This window comes from Ignavibacteriales bacterium (genome assembly GCA_026390815.1).
Lineage (GTDB): Bacteria > Bacteroidota > Ignavibacteria > Ignavibacteriales > SURF-24 > JAPLFH01.
In genome coordinates this window covers 1-17,228 of the sequence record JAPLFH010000002.1, presented here as the reverse complement: position 1 = coordinate 17,228, position 17,228 = coordinate 1, and the positions used below count along the sequence as shown (strand labels likewise).

General features: G+C 33.1%; 12 protein-coding genes and 1 riboswitch. Of the genes, 1 reads left to right on the top strand and 11 read right to left on the bottom strand.

Annotation, left to right across the window (positions count from 1 at the left end; genetic code table 11):
• Positions 1-1,139: 1,139 nt before the first annotated feature.
• Positions 1,140-1,505 (top strand): hypothetical protein, encoded by a 366-nt coding sequence (locus NTX22_00065; protein MCX6148897.1) that lies wholly within the window; start codon positions 1,140-1,142, stop codon positions 1,503-1,505.
• 392 nt (positions 1,506-1,897) lie between these two features.
• On the opposite strand, the gene NTX22_00060 is transcribed toward NTX22_00065, so the two are convergent.
• From NTX22_00060 to recO, 11 genes are all read right to left on the bottom strand, one after another.
• A complete protein-coding gene (locus NTX22_00060; protein ID MCX6148896.1) occupies positions 1,898-3,313 on the bottom strand; it encodes a sodium:solute symporter family protein in 1,416 nt (471 codons plus the stop codon).
• Positions 3,300-3,953: a thiamine diphosphokinase gene (locus NTX22_00055; protein MCX6148895.1), complete on the bottom strand. Its 654-nt coding sequence runs from the start codon at positions 3,951-3,953 to the stop codon at positions 3,300-3,302. Before NTX22_00055 ends, NTX22_00060 begins: the two co-directional genes overlap by 14 nt.
• The gene (locus NTX22_00050) at positions 3,953-6,442 is read right to left on the bottom strand and encodes a TonB-dependent receptor (protein MCX6148894.1); all 2,490 of its coding nucleotides are present in this window, start codon (positions 6,440-6,442) and stop codon (positions 3,953-3,955) included. The genes NTX22_00055 and NTX22_00050 overlap by 1 nt, the downstream gene beginning before the upstream one ends.
• Positions 6,443-6,492: 50 nt before the next feature.
• Positions 6,493-6,592: riboswitch (TPP riboswitch) on the bottom strand.
• A 58-nt stretch (positions 6,593-6,650) separates the two neighbouring features.
• The gene (locus NTX22_00045) at positions 6,651-9,242 is read right to left on the bottom strand and encodes a LysM peptidoglycan-binding domain-containing protein (protein MCX6148893.1); all 2,592 of its coding nucleotides are present in this window, start codon (positions 9,240-9,242) and stop codon (positions 6,651-6,653) included.
• Between the two features lie 115 nt (positions 9,243-9,357).
• Entirely contained in the window at positions 9,358-10,902 is a 1,545-nt protein-coding gene (locus NTX22_00040) for an acyl-CoA carboxylase subunit beta (protein ID MCX6148892.1), read from the bottom strand.
• A 124-nt stretch (positions 10,903-11,026) separates the two neighbouring features.
• Positions 11,027-11,824: an ATP-binding cassette domain-containing protein gene (locus NTX22_00035; protein MCX6148891.1), complete on the bottom strand. Its 798-nt coding sequence runs from the start codon at positions 11,822-11,824 to the stop codon at positions 11,027-11,029.
• The gene (locus NTX22_00030) at positions 11,825-12,583 is read right to left on the bottom strand and encodes a hypothetical protein (GenBank protein ID MCX6148890.1); all 759 of its coding nucleotides are present in this window, start codon (positions 12,581-12,583) and stop codon (positions 11,825-11,827) included. It abuts the gene before it with no gap.
• Between the two features lie 80 nt (positions 12,584-12,663).
• Positions 12,664-13,305 carry an MBL fold metallo-hydrolase gene (locus NTX22_00025; protein MCX6148889.1) on the bottom strand — a complete coding sequence of 214 codons (642 nt, stop codon included), beginning with the start codon at positions 13,303-13,305 and terminating at the stop codon, positions 12,664-12,666.
• A 68-nt stretch (positions 13,306-13,373) separates the two neighbouring features.
• Complete coding sequence (gene aroC, locus NTX22_00020) at positions 13,374-14,585, bottom strand: chorismate synthase (GenBank protein ID MCX6148888.1); 1,212 nt, start codon at positions 14,583-14,585, stop codon at positions 13,374-13,376.
• 221 nt (positions 14,586-14,806) lie between these two features.
• A complete protein-coding gene (locus NTX22_00015; GenBank protein MCX6148887.1) occupies positions 14,807-16,291 on the bottom strand; it encodes a Do family serine endopeptidase in 1,485 nt (494 codons plus the stop codon).
• A 27-nt stretch (positions 16,292-16,318) separates the two neighbouring features.
• Positions 16,319-17,056 (bottom strand): DNA repair protein RecO, encoded by a 738-nt coding sequence (gene recO / locus NTX22_00010; GenBank protein ID MCX6148886.1) that lies wholly within the window; start codon positions 17,054-17,056, stop codon positions 16,319-16,321.
• Positions 17,057-17,228 lie beyond the last annotated feature (172 nt).

Below are 17,228 nucleotides of genomic sequence, written 5' to 3'. Positions count from 1 at the left end.
CCTGTTAAAATCTTCCCGTACAGGTTTAACTTTAAGAAAAGATTTATTAATTGCTTTTTGTGGTGTTAAAGAAATCAGGTTAATCATTAATTAGTAACCCTAAAAAGATTTGCAGTTATATTTTCTTCGAAGTGTTTAATTATCATCCCGCGCTCACCCATACAACTATTTTAATTTTCCTGCCTAAACTAATCTTATTTTCTTTTAATATCAATCAAAGTGTTGGATTAATATAAAATGGTTAAATCCAAAATATTCGTTAGCGTTTTGTCAAATGTAAAACGTAAGGCGTTGTTATCAAATTAGTTCTTAAATCTTGCCTGTCTGCCGCCAAAGGCAGGCGCAAAATGGTAAAAATATTTGAGTGATGAATATTCTTAAAATTGCAACCTTGGAAAAATGTAGAATCGTGGAATCCGAGATCGCCGTTTCACCGGATCACCGGTTCTCCAATACTAAAATACTCGTTTCCTGCTTAAATGGGTTACCTAATTATTGATCTATTTCCCCATCTTACTTATAACATTTGATGTTTGACGTAACAACAGGTTTCGGATCAAAATCAGGCTTAAATTTCAAATTATCTTCGTTTCTGGCTCATTTTTGCACAATTAAATACTAGGAATAAGCAAGTAAATCTATTTAATTATCGTTTAAATCTATTTCCAAATCAATTAATTTTATTTAATCATCAGTTAAATGTATTTCTTTAGAAGGTAATTCTTTTTATTCACCAGGTAAATCTATTTCCTTATTGTTTAGTCTGCTTAACCGCTGGCTAAATCTATTTCCGTGGTTATTAGACTTGTTTACTTGACGGGTAAATACATTTTATGTATAGGTAATAATATTTAATCAGGATTTATTTCTATTCCCTTAAAACAGAAAAAGCCATATAAAGAAAGTAAATATTATTAACCTAAGGTGTGCGGAATTTAAAGCATTAGAAATTGTGTTTATCTGGTTTTTACAAAAACTTAATTCTTAAAAGTTCCTATTTAAAAATAATTAATTTTTATTTTTTTTGTTAAATGTATTGCTAATAACTCAATTTTTTGTTATTTCGTAATTGGGAATAGCGCTTTCCTGTTTTATTCAAGTTACTAGAACTATTTTTTAACTTTTTTAATGGAGGAATTATGCCTGCCGAGGATTCTAAGCTCTATAACGAGATCAAAGGAAAATTGGAAAGATTATCCGGAGGAGTAAACAAACACTCTACCGATGCCGATTTTCCGGGTAATATTACTGCTGCGGTAATTGAAGCAAAAACAGTTTTACTTGTTAATGCCCGTAAATTGTATGATGATGCTGAGGCGGTCGCTCATCAAAAGTACCAGGAGTATGAAAATATTTCTGCTGAGTGTGAAGAAATGTTTTCTAAAATTTCTACCCAGCTTTATGGACTTTATGGTAAACAAAATTTATTAGTAGAGGATTACGGGCTTAAAATTTATCAAAAACCTCCCGGAAGAAAAGCAAAAACTGATACACCCGCACAATAACCAGTTATTAAAAGTCGGAACTACGTTAGTATTAAAGCTGGTTAGTTCCGGCTTTTATTTTAATATAAAAAATTTATTAGTCTAATCTAATAAGGTCATTCCAGTGAAAACGTATAGGCGTCAACCTAAGAATATTAATTTTTGATTAATTAATTGCTAATTATTTTATTTTTCGGTTTAATAAGCACTTTTTATTATATCATGCCTACGGCATTTTGCAATATTTTTTCTTTCTATTTCTACAATTATATCATCCCTCTGGGATTAAGAAATATACATCCCGATAGGCTTGCCTGCTGCAAGCAGGGATGAAATATTTATAGAAAAATGAATAAAAAAAGCAAATAAAATCCCTTAAGGCTTGCCTGCTCAGGCTGTTGCAGAAAGCCAAATTATATCGTGGTGAGCGGGGTCGAACCACGAAAATAACGCAAAATGATCCCAATAAAATGAATCAGTAGTGCGCAAAGTATTCCGATTATCATTGGTTCTATATTATTTAAAAATGTTACTTCAGGGTAATTCATTTTTAATAAAAGGAATATAAGGCTTGCGCTAAATCCAGAAATTATCTCAACAATTATTAATCCTTTGTTTATTCTTAATGCAGGATAATAGGCTGCAACAACCGGAAGAATCAATCCGGGAATGCAAATCGTTCCTATCGAATACCACAACTCAATTACAGATGGAATTATATATGCAAGAATGATCGATAATACTCCTGTAACAGTTAATCCAATTGCTGTAAATGATTTTAGTTTCTTTTCATCTTTTATTTTTTTAAACCGGAAAAGGAAATCGTTGCTGAAAGTTGTTGCGCTTAAAAATAAAAAGCTGTTTAAGGTAGAAAGTATCGTTGCAAACATTGCCGCATAAAAAACTCCTTTTAATCCGCTGCCAAGTAATTTTTCTGCAAGCAATGGAAATGCTAAAACTGGCTGTGTTAAATTTGGAATTGCAGCGCGGGCATAAAGCCCGGTGGTTGTTGTTAGGAAATCAAATAACGCCCAGAACAAAACGGAAATAATAATTCCTTTAACTGCAACATTGCCATCCTTTGCCGCATAGCATCTCTGATGAAACCCCGGATCTGTAAAAGTCCAGAGAGCAATTAAGAACCATACAATTACATAAGTAAAGGAAGTACCGCCCGTTAGTTTAAGGTGATTTACCGGCAAATTATTCTGAAGGAAATTAAAATCCCCCATGTTAAGGAAAGCAATTACAGCGATTAAAATAAATCCTGCAAACATTACAAAGAACTCGAAAGCGTCTGTAAAAATATCCGCTCTCAATCCACCTGTATAAAGATATGCTGCTGAAAGTATAAAACTAATAATCAGGCTCGGAAGCAAATCAATATTAAAAATGAGAGAGAGCAAATTACCAACCATTAACAGGTATGGTGCTGGTGAAACCAAAACAAATAATAATATTGAACCGATAAGCGCAACTTTTTTTCCATAAACTTTTTCAAGTTTATCCGGAATAGTTATTAAAGAAGCCTCTCTTATTTTTTTTGCGAAGAATAATGCAAAGATGATTGCAAAAATATAATATGGTAATCCTTGTGTAAACCAGCTTAACAATCCATATCTATACGTAAACTCACCAACACCAAGTATTCCACCATACCAGGTTGCAACATTTGTAAGCACAAAAAGAAACAATCCAACTTTTCTTCCCGATAGCAAGTAATCTTCTGCACTTGTCGATTTTTTCCTTCCTGCAAAAAATCCAATTGCCACTACTGCAGCAAAGAATAAAAGGATTACAGCAAAATCTAAAGAACTAAATGAAATCATGCTTTCTCATCGATTCAATATCACGAATAAGAAATATTTTTCCACCAGTAATATTTAAGTGAATTTTTTCTGCGGTGGCAACATTGCTGGTGCTTTCTTTTTTCCCAAAAACTAATTGATCATTATCTAACTTATATTTTAATCCTTTAGAAGTGATGACTGTTTTTTCATTAAAAGCATAAAGAGAAATAGTTTCACCAGGGAAGGAAGCAAATTCAACTGTTCCCTTCTCGGTTGTAAGCAATGATCTTTCACTAATCAGATTTATTTTAATCTTATCAGAATATTTTAGAACGATTGAAAGGTTTGCAAATGAGTGATCTAATCTATCGCCAACTGTTCCCAATAGAAAACACTCATTAAATTTTTTTCTTATTGCAAACTTCAAACATTTTTCTAAATCAGTATCATTCTGCCGGTTTATTTTAATTATCTCCGATTTGCCTGTATAGAATTGTAAATTATTCTCCGAGATTGAATCCAAATCGCCAATGATATAATCTGGGATCAAGTTTAATCTTCTGGCAGAATTAGCTCCGCCATCAGCACAAATTAAAGTTTTATATCCTTTCTTCTTTAAGAAACGAATAATCTTTTTATCAGGCGATTTGCCATTTGCCAGGATGATGCATTTCTTCATTATAATCCTAATTGAATACCAGTTAAAAAGTTGCGTTCCGCAGATGGGAAAAATTCTTTACCAATTGCATACGACGCATATAAGTTATTAAAGAGATTATTTACCTGCCCAAATATTTTAAGCGAAGTTAAAAAATATTTTGGTTGAAATTCATAACTGATAAATAGATTTGCTTCGAAATAAGGATCGACAACATTATCACTATAATCAACAAAATCTGGATACAATGTTAAATAAGATTTCAGGTTTTCATCGTAATTATCAGAATAGAATTTACCAACATACTTGGCTTCTACATTAGCATAAATACCTTTGTAATTAAATTTTATAATTCCATTTAGCAAGTAATCAGGAAATCCACCAATTTTATTTTTGCTTATGTCCAGCGGCAAAATTGTTTTAACATCATTTATTTTTGTTTTTATAAAAGTAACCCCTTTACTAATATAATTTTTACTATAGGTTCCATTTAAAACAAGCTCAATGAAATCAAACAGTTTAAAATTGCCAGAGATTTCAATTCCAGTATGGATTGTTTTTTCTGCATTACCTGTAACGGGTTGCCCGAACCGGTCTATCTGCCCGCTTTTTACAATTTCATCATTGAACATCATATAAAATAAATTCAATCCAAAAGAATATTTTTCAGTTAAATATGAGGAACCAATTTCAAAATCATTCATCTTCTCAGGTTTAACCAAAGGATCATTGAAGTTGTAAGAACCGTCAGTATTTTTTCCAAATTGCGGTAGTTCCCCTCCGCTGGATTCTGCTGCATCGTAATAATTTTTTAATCGTGGTACCCGGCTAACTCTTGCGAAAGCGGCAAACAGGTTTAATTCATTAACTGGTTTATAATTTATTCCCAGCCGTGGATTAAGAAATAAATTATCTAAAGAAAAATCATTATTAAGATATTTTTCTTCGTACAACCTGTATTTATTATATGCAAGTTGTGCTTCACCAAAAAAATTTATATTATTATTTACATTGAATGTTTCATGAACAAAAAAATTAAATATATCCACAGCACCTTTATATTGATAATACCGGAATTCTTTTGTTATTCCTGCTGGCAGATTCTCAGCATAGTTAATACTTCCCCAATGCAAAGACCGATGAATTCTTATTTCGGAACCAATAAGTAATTCTCCATTTTTATGTTTAATGCTTAAACGTGGAATCCATCCGTACTGCCTGTTTTCTACCATCGCACGGATAAGTGCATTACCAGGATTTCCATTTGGTTTAAATCCATTGTCACTTGTTAACCGAAAATAAGAAGTATCTGCCCATGATCCATCATAATCAAAAAAGCCGTTACCAAGAATTAGAAACAAAGCTGAGTTAAAAGAAACATTATCACTGATGTTATACTCGTTCAGTAATTCAAAATGTGGTTGAGAGAAATTTTCAATTTCATCCGGTCTACGTTTTAAAGTGTACGAGAATTTATCGCCTTCAGTTTCCCAATAAGAAAGATTGAGCCTTCTTAGATTTTTATCTTTAACTGTAAATTTCGGTAAACCGGTATAACTTAAACCATCAGCAACGGGTCCGCCAAAGAAATTTAATTGAGTCGCAAAATCTTTATCATATCTTATTGCAGAAAAGTGATAGGAATTAAAATCTATCCAGGATGAATTTTTATATCCGCTGCTAAGCAGTTTAGAAAGCTTTGCATAGAATGAATATTTATTATCCACCAATCCGCTTGAATAGCTTGCGCTGTATTTCCGTGTATTATAGCTTCCAATGGAAGAAGATAAATTTAAACTTTTCTTATCGCTGAAATTAGATGTAATAATATTAATGGAACCACCGATTGCAGGATAGCCAATCACACCCGAACCGGAACCCCGCTGTACCTGGATAAGTTCTGTACTGGCTAAAAGATCAGGAAAATCCAACCAGTAAACATTGTGATCTTCCGGATCATTCTGAGGAATTCCATTTACAGAAACTGAAATTCTTCGCTGATCAAATCCTCTTATACTTATGTAGTTGTAACCAAGATTATTACCGGATTCTGAATAAAATGTTGTTGATGGAAGAGTGCTAAGATATTCGGGAACATCCTGTACTGTATAATCTTTCTCAATATCTTTTCTTTTAATTTTTGCAAAAGCAATTGGTGAAAGTCCTGGCATTCCGATGCTTCCGGTAACTAAAATTGTTTGGGAAGGGATTATCATTTGTTCAAGCATAATAATCTTTTCTTGGCTGGTTAAATAATCAGAAATTTTTATTTGCCTGGTTTGATAACCCACATAACTTATCCTAAGAGTTTGCTCATTATTGAAAGATGCGGATAGTTGGAAAATCCCGTTGGAGTTTGTGGTGGTTCCTGTTTCAGTACCTTCGATTAAAATGTTAGCTGAAGAGAGTGGCAAAAGACTTTCTGCATCAACAATTTTTCCATCAATTATTTTCTCCTGTGCAAAAAGAAATAAATTTGAAATAATAAAAAGAATAATTACTTGTTTCATATTACCTCCAATATAAAAAAAGCCGTCTGAAAAACGGCTTGAACAAATAATTATTCTGCTATCCGTTTCCCTACGCTGGCATTATCCAGATCAGGTTGTTTAGGGTATGATCTCAGTTGCAATAATTTCACAACACCCCTAACGGCGGCTTTCAAAATTTAAAGAACTATTTATTTATCTATCAAAAATAAAAATTGTATCAAACATTTTAATTCTGGATTCTTAGAACCTGCCCAATCATAATTTTATTATTCTTTATACGATTATGTTTTATCAAATCTTTTAGTTCAACATTATATTTGCCTGCAATCGAATATAATGTCTCACCTTTTTTTACTTTATGCAAATTTGAAGATGATTTAGCAACCTTATTGGTTTTAGGATTTGCATATGTAACCTTTTCATTTTTCACAACTTCATTATTTGTAGTTGTTGCAATACTCTTATCGGAATAAATCTTTAAGGATTTGCCAGCAACAATTTTATTGCTGTTAAGCTTATTCCATTTTTTCAAATTAGCTATTGAAACACCATACTTATCCGCAATTGATCCAATTGCATCGCCAGGTTTTACGGTATATGTATTTAAAGTGCCAGGAGTTTTATAAGTATTATCTCCAAGAGAAGCTGTAGATTCCGATCCATGAATTTTTAGGGAATTTCCTGCAATTAGTTTATTATCTGTAAGGTTATTCCAATTTTGCAATTGAGCAATAGAAACGCCAAATCTTTCTGCAATTTCTCCTATCGTATCGCCTTTACGTACTTTATATTTTGTTAATCCGCTTTTCTTATAATTAGAGCTACCATTTGCATTAAGATGACTGTTAATGCCACTATAAATCCTTAATTTTTTTCCGGCAACGATTGTGTTTTTGCGTATTTTATTCCAGGATTTAACCTGCGCAACTGTAACATCATATTTGGAAGCAATGGTTCCAAGATTCTCACCTTTTCTAACTTTATGAGTTATCCAGCTTGCATTCTTTTTAAAAGAAGTGTTATTGAAAGTTGTCTTTTCAGCGGCTGTTTGATTATCCAAATTAGCATAAAATTCAGATTTATCTTTTGGAACATAGATGTTTAAAGTTTGCCCTACACTTATGGATGCGGTATAGGAAATATTATTCCAGTTTCTTAAGTCAGAAACTCTTACGTTAAACAATTTTGCTATTGCAGTAAGGTTATCTTTGCTTTTAACAGAATAATTTACGAGTGCAAGATTTTCAGGTATAATTACAACATCAGATGAAGTGGTAGAATCACCTGAGTTTGAATTATCAGCAATTTCAATTGGAGTTTCTTTAGTTTGACTTTGAATAGAATAAGGAGCTTCAGGACTTTTCTCTTCGGTTGCTTGTTTAACATCAGTATTAAGAGCAAAATCAATATCAGTAAATCCAGAAACTGGAATTTTAAGTGCAACACCACGAACAAGTTTTGTCTTAATAGTTATGTTGTTAACTTTTGCTAATTCATTTGCAGAAATTCCATATTTAGCAGCAACTTTAGAAATCGTTTCTCCCTTCCGGGCATAATGTATAGTAAATTGAACTTTAGCATCATCAGGAATATTTTTTAAGTTAGCAGCAAATGTTTGAGCAGTATTTTTAGGAAGTTTAAGCTGATACCCACCTTCATAATTTGGCGGCGTACTTTGCATAGTTAGTTCTGGATTTAAATCTTCAAGCTCTTCTAGTGAAATACCTGCTGCAGCGGCTAATGCTTTAAGATCAATCGCATCTGTTACCGGGTAGGTCTCAAATTCAATTGGTTTTTCATAAAGGACATTATTAAAATTATATTTATCCGTAGCGCTTGCAATTAAAGAAACAGCTATATATTGAGGAACATAATCTCTGGTTTCCCTTGGTAGATATTGTTGAATTTCCCAAAAATCATTTGAGTTTGCTCTATAGATGGCTCTTTTTACTCTGCCTTCACCGGCATTGTATGCGGCAAGAGCTAAGTACCAATCACCTAAAGATTTGTGCAGATCTTTAAGATGACGTGCTGCAGCACGAGTAGCTTTTTCCGGATCCCTTCGTTCATCATAATAGAAATCAGTTCTTAAGCCATATAGGTTCCCTGTTGATTTTATAAATTGCCATAATCCAACCGCTTTAGCGCGAGAACGTGCTATGGGATTTACTCCACTTTCTACCATACTTAAAAATAATAATTGGGTAGGAACCTGTTCTTCTTGAAAAATCTTTGCCATTAAAGGAAAATACTTCCCGGAACGTGAAAGCCATAATTCCATAAATCGTCGCCACTTTCCAGTATAAATTTCTATGTATTTTTCAACATATTCATTTACTTCCAATGGAAAATCAGAAACAATTATTACATTCTTTGGCTTTTTAATTTCTTCAGGTTTCAATTTTATTTCTGGTTGGACTTTCTTCATCCATTCTTCCAAAGCAACAATTGAAACACCATCAGGAAGCTCACTCAAATTATCAACAAATTTTTGATAATCTTCTGTAATTGATTTTTCTAATTCTGTAAAAGCTTCATTCTCGTCTATGTCTGGGTAGTAGCTTAAATTATTTATAATATGAAGTGCTGCTTCGTAAGAATTTATGGCTGAAGCAGTTTTATTGGAATCCTGGCTGGACAATGCGTTGAGGTAAGTTTGTCTTGCCTCTTCAAGCATTTCTGAAACAATGAGTGACGGTTTTACCTTAACGTTCGGATTTGCCGTTTGTTTATCATCCTTCTCAACATTTGACAAGCTGCAAGAAGAAAAAACAATAGTTATGCTTATCAGAAAAATCAGTAGAATGATCTTCTTCATTATTACTCCATTGTTATAAATTTTATTATAAAATTAAGCCCCGCAGCGTACAATGTCAAGGGAAATATAGTCGTAATTTCTTTGATTTTACTCAAATTATCAATTGTAAAATATTTTAAAGCGGAATATTGCTATGTTTCTTTTTTGGATTATTATCGACTTTTGTTTTTAAAAGTTGAAACGCATTTATAAGCTTAATTTTTGTCTCAGATGGTATAATTACATCATCAAGGTAACCGCGTTCTGCGGCTATATATGGATTAGCAAACTTCTCAATATATTCTGACAATTTCTGGTTCACAGCCTCAGTTTTATTTTCTGCCTCAGATATTTCTTTTTTAAAAATTATCTCCACCGCTCCTTTAGGTCCCATCACAGCAATTTCTGCTGAGGGCCAGGCAAAATTAAAGTCGCCACGTATATGTTTGGAATTCATTACATCATAGGCACCACCATAAGCTTTCCGTACTATTACGGTAACTTTCGGAACAGTAGCTTCGCAAAAAGCAAATAGTAATTTAGAGCCGTGACGAATAATTCCATTCCATTCCTGTTCTGTGCCTGGCAAAAAACCAGGAACATCTTCCAAAACTAATAGCGGGATACTGAAAGCATCACAAAATCTTACGAAACGTGCACCTTTTACCGAAGCATTAATATCTAATACACCAGCCAAAACTTCTGGTTGATTAGCAACTATTCCAACTGCCATTCCGCCAAGTCTTGCAAAGCCAACAATTATATTTTCCGCATAATTTTTATGAACTTCAAAAAATTCATTATTATCTGCTAAAAGATGAATTATATCTTTCATATCATAAGGTTTATTAGAATTATCCGGAATCATGTCATTTAATTTTGGCTCAATTAAATCAACACTCAAATCAAATTTATATTCAGGAGAAGAATCACGGTAATTCTGCGGTAAATAACTAAGTAAATTTCTGATTCCCTGAAAGATTTCAATTTCATTTTCCATAGCAAAATGAGCAACTCCACTTTTGGATGCATGAGTTTCCGCGCCACCTAAATCTTCAAAACTTACTTCTTCATGTGTTACAGTTTTAACAACATTAGGACCAGTTACAAACATATGACTTGTATTCTTTACCATAAAAATAAAATCAGTTATTGCTGGTGAATACACTGCTCCGCCAGCGCAGGGACCTAAGATTGCCGAGATTTGTGGAATTACACCGGATGCTAAAGTATTGCGAAGAAAAATATTTGCATAGCCACCAAGACTTACAACTCCCTCCTGGATTCTTGCGCCGCCGGAATCATTTAAGCCAATAACCGGAATACCAACTTTTAATGCCGTATCCATAATCTTACAAATTTTTTCTGCATGAGTTTCTGAAAGTGAGCCACCGAAGATGGTAAAATCCTGACTGTAAAGTGCTATTGATCTGCCATTTACTTTTGCGAATCCAGTTATAACACCATCACCCGGATATTGTTGTTTATCCAATCCAAAATCTTTAGAGCGATGTGTAACAAATACATCTACCTCTTCAAAACTTCCTTCATCAACTAAAAGCTCAACTCTTTCTCTTGCCGTAAGTTTACCCTTTAAATGTTGTGCCTTAATTTTATCTTCACCACCACCAAGTTTGGCAATAGTTTTCTTTTCTTTCAATTCATCTATTTTATTTTTCATATAGTAAAATGGATTTAGTTATTAATTACGAATGTAGAATTTTTGTTAATAAAGTTTTAGGTGGTCACAAATTAGATATTCAATGCCACAGCACTGTAACACATTGTTTTATTCTTGTTCACGATTAAATGACCAAAGTATGGAACAATTGTTTCTGATCTGACTTAAATAATTGTTCAATTTCATTTTTTGATTTTAGAAATCTTTCATCAGTAAAAATTTCCATCCCGCGATCTAAAGGTAAATTAACGTTCAATTCTTTTAAGATTTTTGCAGGATTTTTTTCAAGAATTACAATTGAATCTGAAAGAAATATAGCTTCAGAAATATTTGAAGTTGCAAACAGGAATGAAATATTCAACTCTGAATGAATTTTTCTCATCAAAGAATAAATTTCTTTTTTTGTTGTTATATCTAAATTATTGAATGGTTCATCTATTAATATTATTTGAGGATCTACGGCTAAAGCTCTTGCCAACGATATTCGAAATCTGAAACCAACACTTCTATTATCAGGAATATGATTATCATAACCAGCTAAGCCAACTAATTCAATCACTTCCTTTATTTTTTTCTTTTTGGTCAATTCATCTTTGGAATCAAATTCCAATGTAAAATTTATATTTGTTTCTACGCTTAACCAGGGTAAGGCGGATGGATTAGAAGGAATAAAAATCGCTTTTGGCTTAGTTGTTTTTGATTGTTCAAAACTGATTGATCCGATTGTGGCACTTTCAAATCCACCAATTATTCTTAACAGGATTGTTTTACCAGCGCCTTGTGGAGCTAAAATTGTTTTAAATTCCTTTTCGTGTAAATTGAAACTTACATCCTCAAGAATTCTATTTTTATTCCCGCCTAATCCAAGAAAATCCTTTGAAAGATTTTTTACGTTTAATAGTACTTTATTTTCTGATGACAATTACTTCTCCCAATTAAAAAATTTTTCTTTCATCAAACTGATTATAAGATCACCAATAGATAAAATTATCAGCAATATAATTGATAAAGTTATTAACGCTGTCTGATCTTTGAACGTAACTGCATTCCGGAATAAAAATCCTAACCCAAAATGTTCTTTTACAAATTCGAATACAAGCATTGTTGACCAGAGAAAAAGATGCAGTTTCCGGATTGAATTAAAGATCACTGGCTGGCAGTACTTCCAGGTAATTTCATTTATTACTTTATTGCTCCTACCCGTTATGGAAATTGCAGCATCAATGTATTCTTGTTTTGCTGATGGAATTGTTTTTTTAAATATGTAGGTTAAAAAGAAAAATGAAATTGAGATGGAAAATATAAATTCAGAAATAACGGAAACTGGAAACCAATATAAGTAAATAGCTATTATTCCAATCAATGGAAAATATTTAAGTAATTTAATTGCATGAATGATATTTGGAAACTTCTTAAAAAGGTTAACAACTAAACCTGAAGATAATTGCAGGAGTAAATATCCAACCAGAAGAGATAAATAAATTCCGCTTGTACTGTAAAAAACATTTAAAGCAAGGTTATAATCTTTTTGAAGCGAGATTAACGAATCATATAATAAAGTTGGTTTTGGCAAATATCTATTGGCAGATAACACAAATTCAAACAGAATAAAATAAATCACAAGAATAATTGCCCAAATAATAACTGAGGATGAGTATTTCTTTTTTTCTACATTATTCATTTTTCAACTTGTTTAGTTAAAGATTCTAAAACATTTCTGAACGAATATATATAATGCTTATTCATATGTCAAACTAAAACTCATATAAAGTAAGGATTATATTTGTGCTCATATCCAATTGTACTTTCATCCCCATGCCCGGGAAATATGATTGTATTCTCCGGCAAAACTAATAATTTTTGTTGAATAGAATTCATTAAGCTTTCCGAATCACCTCCCCACAAATCAGTTCTGCCAATTGATTCTTTGAATAAAACATCTCCAGTTATGCAGATATTCCCACTCGGAAAATAGATGCAATACTCGCCAGGTGAATGACCCGGAGTAAAAAGAAATTTAATCACTTCTCCCTGCAATTCAAGGATTAAATTTTCGGACAAATACTTTTCTGGCATAGGAGATTGTTTCATAATTAACCCAAACTTTGTTGCTTCCTTTAACATTAAATCCAAAAGGAAACAATCTTCTTCACCGGCAAGAAATTCGACACCATACTCATCCTTAATAAATCCATTTCCAAGAATATGATCAATATGGCAATGAGTGTTTATCAAATATTTAGGAATAAGTTTTTTCTCTTGAATAAATTCTTTCAGTACATTTTCTTCATCGGCATTAGAACATCCCGGATCAATGATTATTGTTTGCTTTGAGTTAACTTCCCAAATGAGATATGTGTTCTCTGCAAATGGATTGAAAACGAATCGATGGATTTTTATCATATTATTTTGTTGAATACTGAACTTTATAACTATTTGGAATTCCTGCAATCATAAAAATTTGGGTTCTATTACTTCCTAAAATTTTTTGAAACTCTGTTAAAAAGATTGCTGCAATAATTATTATAATTTTCTGTTGTTTCCTCAATCGAATCGCCACCAAATTTTACAAGGAAATATTTTGCTATGGACCAGGCAAGCATCGATTCGGCAATAACTGCACAGGCTGGAACTGCAACAAAATCACTTCTTTCCCGTCGGGAAACAATTTGTTCCATTGTAGAAAGATCAACACTTTCAATTGGAGTCATTAATGTTGCAATTGGCTTCATAGCTGCCCGGACAATTATTGGTAACCCGGTTGAAACTCCACCTTCAATTCCACCTGCACGATTAGTTTTCCTGGATATGAGTTCTCCCTTCCGGATAATTTCATCGTGAGATTGAGAACCAAAAGCATCTGCTACTTTAAACCCAGTCCCAACCTCAACGGCTTTAACTGCATTTATACTCATAATCGATTGTGCAATTTCTGCATCCAGTTTAGTATCATAATGCACAAAACTTCCTAAACCGACAGGAACACCAGTTGCTACAACATAAAAATTTCCACCGAGTGTATCCCCTTTCTTTTTCGCTTCTTTTATTTTTTCTATAATCTTTTCTTCTTGTTCTTTTTCCAGAGTTCTAACTTCACTTTTATCTGATTGATCTGAAAGATTCCATCCTTTAAATTCTACTGGTAATTCGTTTGCAAAAAGTTTTTCTGCAAAATTATTTTCAGGATAAATTCCACCAATGCTTTCTACAAAACTGCCAATTGAAATACCAAATTCCTCTAAAAATTTTCTTGCGATTGAACAAGCGGCAACTCTTGCTGCGGTTTCTCTTGCACTCGATCGTTCAATCGAATTACGGATATCATCAAAATTATATTTTGTAACACCAACTAAATCTGCATGCCCAGGACGCGGAATAGTAATTTTTTCAACTTCCGACTGTTTTTTCCTTGATGTCATTTTATCGGTCCAGTTTTCCCAATCGCTGTTCCTTATCAGCAAAGAAATTGGCGAGCCCAGGGTTTTTTCGAACCGAACACCAGAAAGTATTTCTGCTGTATCAGTTTCAATTTTCATCCGCAATCCGCGTCCATAACCAGCTTGTCGTCGTTTCAGATGGAAATTGATGTACTCTTCTGTTATTTCCAGGTTGGATGGAAATCCATCAATGATTGTTGTTAAAGCCTTTCCGTGTGATTCACCTGCGGTTAAAAATCTGATCATAAATTTTCCCGTTAAATTGATTTACCTGAGAACCTATAAAGCGAAGAATCGGAGAAAGGAATAATTTTTTATTCGATTTTCCTGCTTCATTATTTCAATTGGTTCAACCCTTAGTCTAAATATAAAAAAAGTGTTAATCAGTTGAAGGTTTAATTTTGCTGAATCATAAAAAACCCCGATGTAAAACCGGGGTCATTTTTTTTAGAGATCAAGAAACAAAACTATTTTGGTAAATCTAAACCTACTAACCTTGAGGTACCTTTAGCGTCAACAACTTTCAATAAAATCGCTTTACCTTTTTTATTTTTAATAATATTATCAAATTCATCAACTGAATCAATTTTCTTTTTATCAACTGATATAATTACAAGACCTTGCCCTAAAGCCTGGTCGCTAGCCCTGGAAAGCGTTTGCACATCAGTTATAAGAATTCCATTTTCAACTTTATATGTTTCTTTATCGGCTTCACTTAAATCGCTAACCGTTAGACCAATGCTATCAAATGTTAGGGTATTTGAAGAACCTTTTTTAAAGTTACCCTCTACCTCATTATTTTTTACAGTTTTTACATTTTCATCAACATCGCGTGCTTTAAGTGTAACTGATTTTTCTATCTCTTTATTATCTCTCCAAAGAGTTAAATTTACACTTGTGCCCGCTGTTTTAGAAGCAACATAACTTTGCAATTCGTTTGGTTGATTCACTTCTTTTCCATCGATTTTAAGGATGATATCGCCTTCCTTAATTCCTGCCTTTTCTGCAGAACCTTTTTCCAATAATCCCTGGACCATTATTCCTTTGGCTCTATCTAGTCCAACTGCTTTTGCTAATGCTGCATCTACTGGAGTTATATTAACACCAATATATCCGCGGTTTACTTTTCCGTTAGCAATAATTTCTTTTGCCACTGTTTTAGCAATATTGATTGGAATTGCAAAACCATATCCGATATAACTTCCGGTTCCACCACTTGCAATTGCGGAATTTATTCCAACTACCGCACCTGTTAGATCTACTAATGCTCCACCGCTATTTCCAGGATTGATGGCAGCATCAGTTTGAATGAAGGCTTCAATTGAAGACACACCTTTGAGAATTCCTATATTTCTACCTTTAGCGCTAATAATTCCAGCAGTAACAGTTGAATTAAGAGCATAAGGATTACCAATTGCCATAACCCATTGTCCAACTTTTGCATCGTCTGAATTACCAAGATAAGCTGAAGGGAGTCCGGAAGCATCTATTTTAATTACCGCTAAATCTGTTTGCGGATCTGTACCAACAACAGTAGCATCCAGATTACGCTGATCAAGTAATTGCACCTGAATCTTACTTGCATCTTCAACAACATGATTATTTGTTAAAATATATCCGTCTTCAGTAATTATTACTCCGCTGCCAGAGCCTAATTGCTCTTTAGGTATCATATCTTTAAAAAATGGAAAGAAGAAATCATCGTGCGGATTTTTATCGGTTTTAGACTTAACATTTATTCTTACAATAGATGGTGTTACTTTTTCAGCTACTTCTATAAAAGCCTTACTAAAGGCACTCGCATCAACATCTGTTACCGGCGGTTTCTTTGCTCCAATTGTAATATCAGCAAGACTCGGTCGCACCCAGCCAAATCCGGATACCAGAACTGCTCCAAAAACTATCCCAATAACAATCAGGGCAATTGCCCCAAACATATTTTTATTTTTCATCGGTCAAAAACCTCCTGATTAAATTCATTAAAATAAGTGAATTGAATTTATTCCCTTAAACTCTTGTATATGAAATTTCAGATACTTCTCAATAAAGAACAGGGCATTTTCAATTTGCTTTTCTTCGAATATCGATTGAATATTCTTATTTCTTAGACATAAAAACAAATTAAAAAGTTCCTGCGAAATTGTGACTGAAACAAGTTGATCTTTGCTGCAGTCTTCGCACATAATCCCTCTTTCAAAGTTAAAATTAATTTTTTGTGGTTTGTTAAGTTCTTTCTCGCAGAATGAACATTCGAAAATCTGAAGTTCAAAACCAATTTCTTTTAACAAGAAAAGAATGAACTTTAACAACAAAATTCCTGGTTGTTCCTTCCCGGATTCCATCATAGAAAATATTTTTACAACTCCTTTAAACAACCTTTCATTTACTTCACCGGCAGGCGTTAATGAATACAATAGTTCTAATACTGCAGAAGCGTACTTTAATTTTTTTAAATCACTTTTAATTTTAGTGTAATTCGAAATCAAATCTGCCTGACTTAACAATTGAATTTCTCTTGTGCTTTTAGTGTACAATACAATCTGGATATGGTTCAGGACATCAACTATTTTTCCTATTCTGGATTTTGATGTTCTTGCACCTTTGATAATTGCAGATATTTTTCCAAGATCTTTCGTAAAGAATGTTGCTATCTTGCTCGAATCTCCGAAATCCATTTTGCTTAGAACAATTGCTTCTGTTTTGATAATCTCGGGCATGAATTTTTTATTCCATTTTTCCAGACAAAGGTAAGTGAATTACTACCGCCTACGAAGGCGGTAGCTTCGTTTTCGTCTAAAGGACGACTAAAGGTTTATTCTGAAATCTTAAAATCTCCATCCTCTCGTTCCAATTCTTGATTTTCTATATACTGCATTATTATTTCATCTG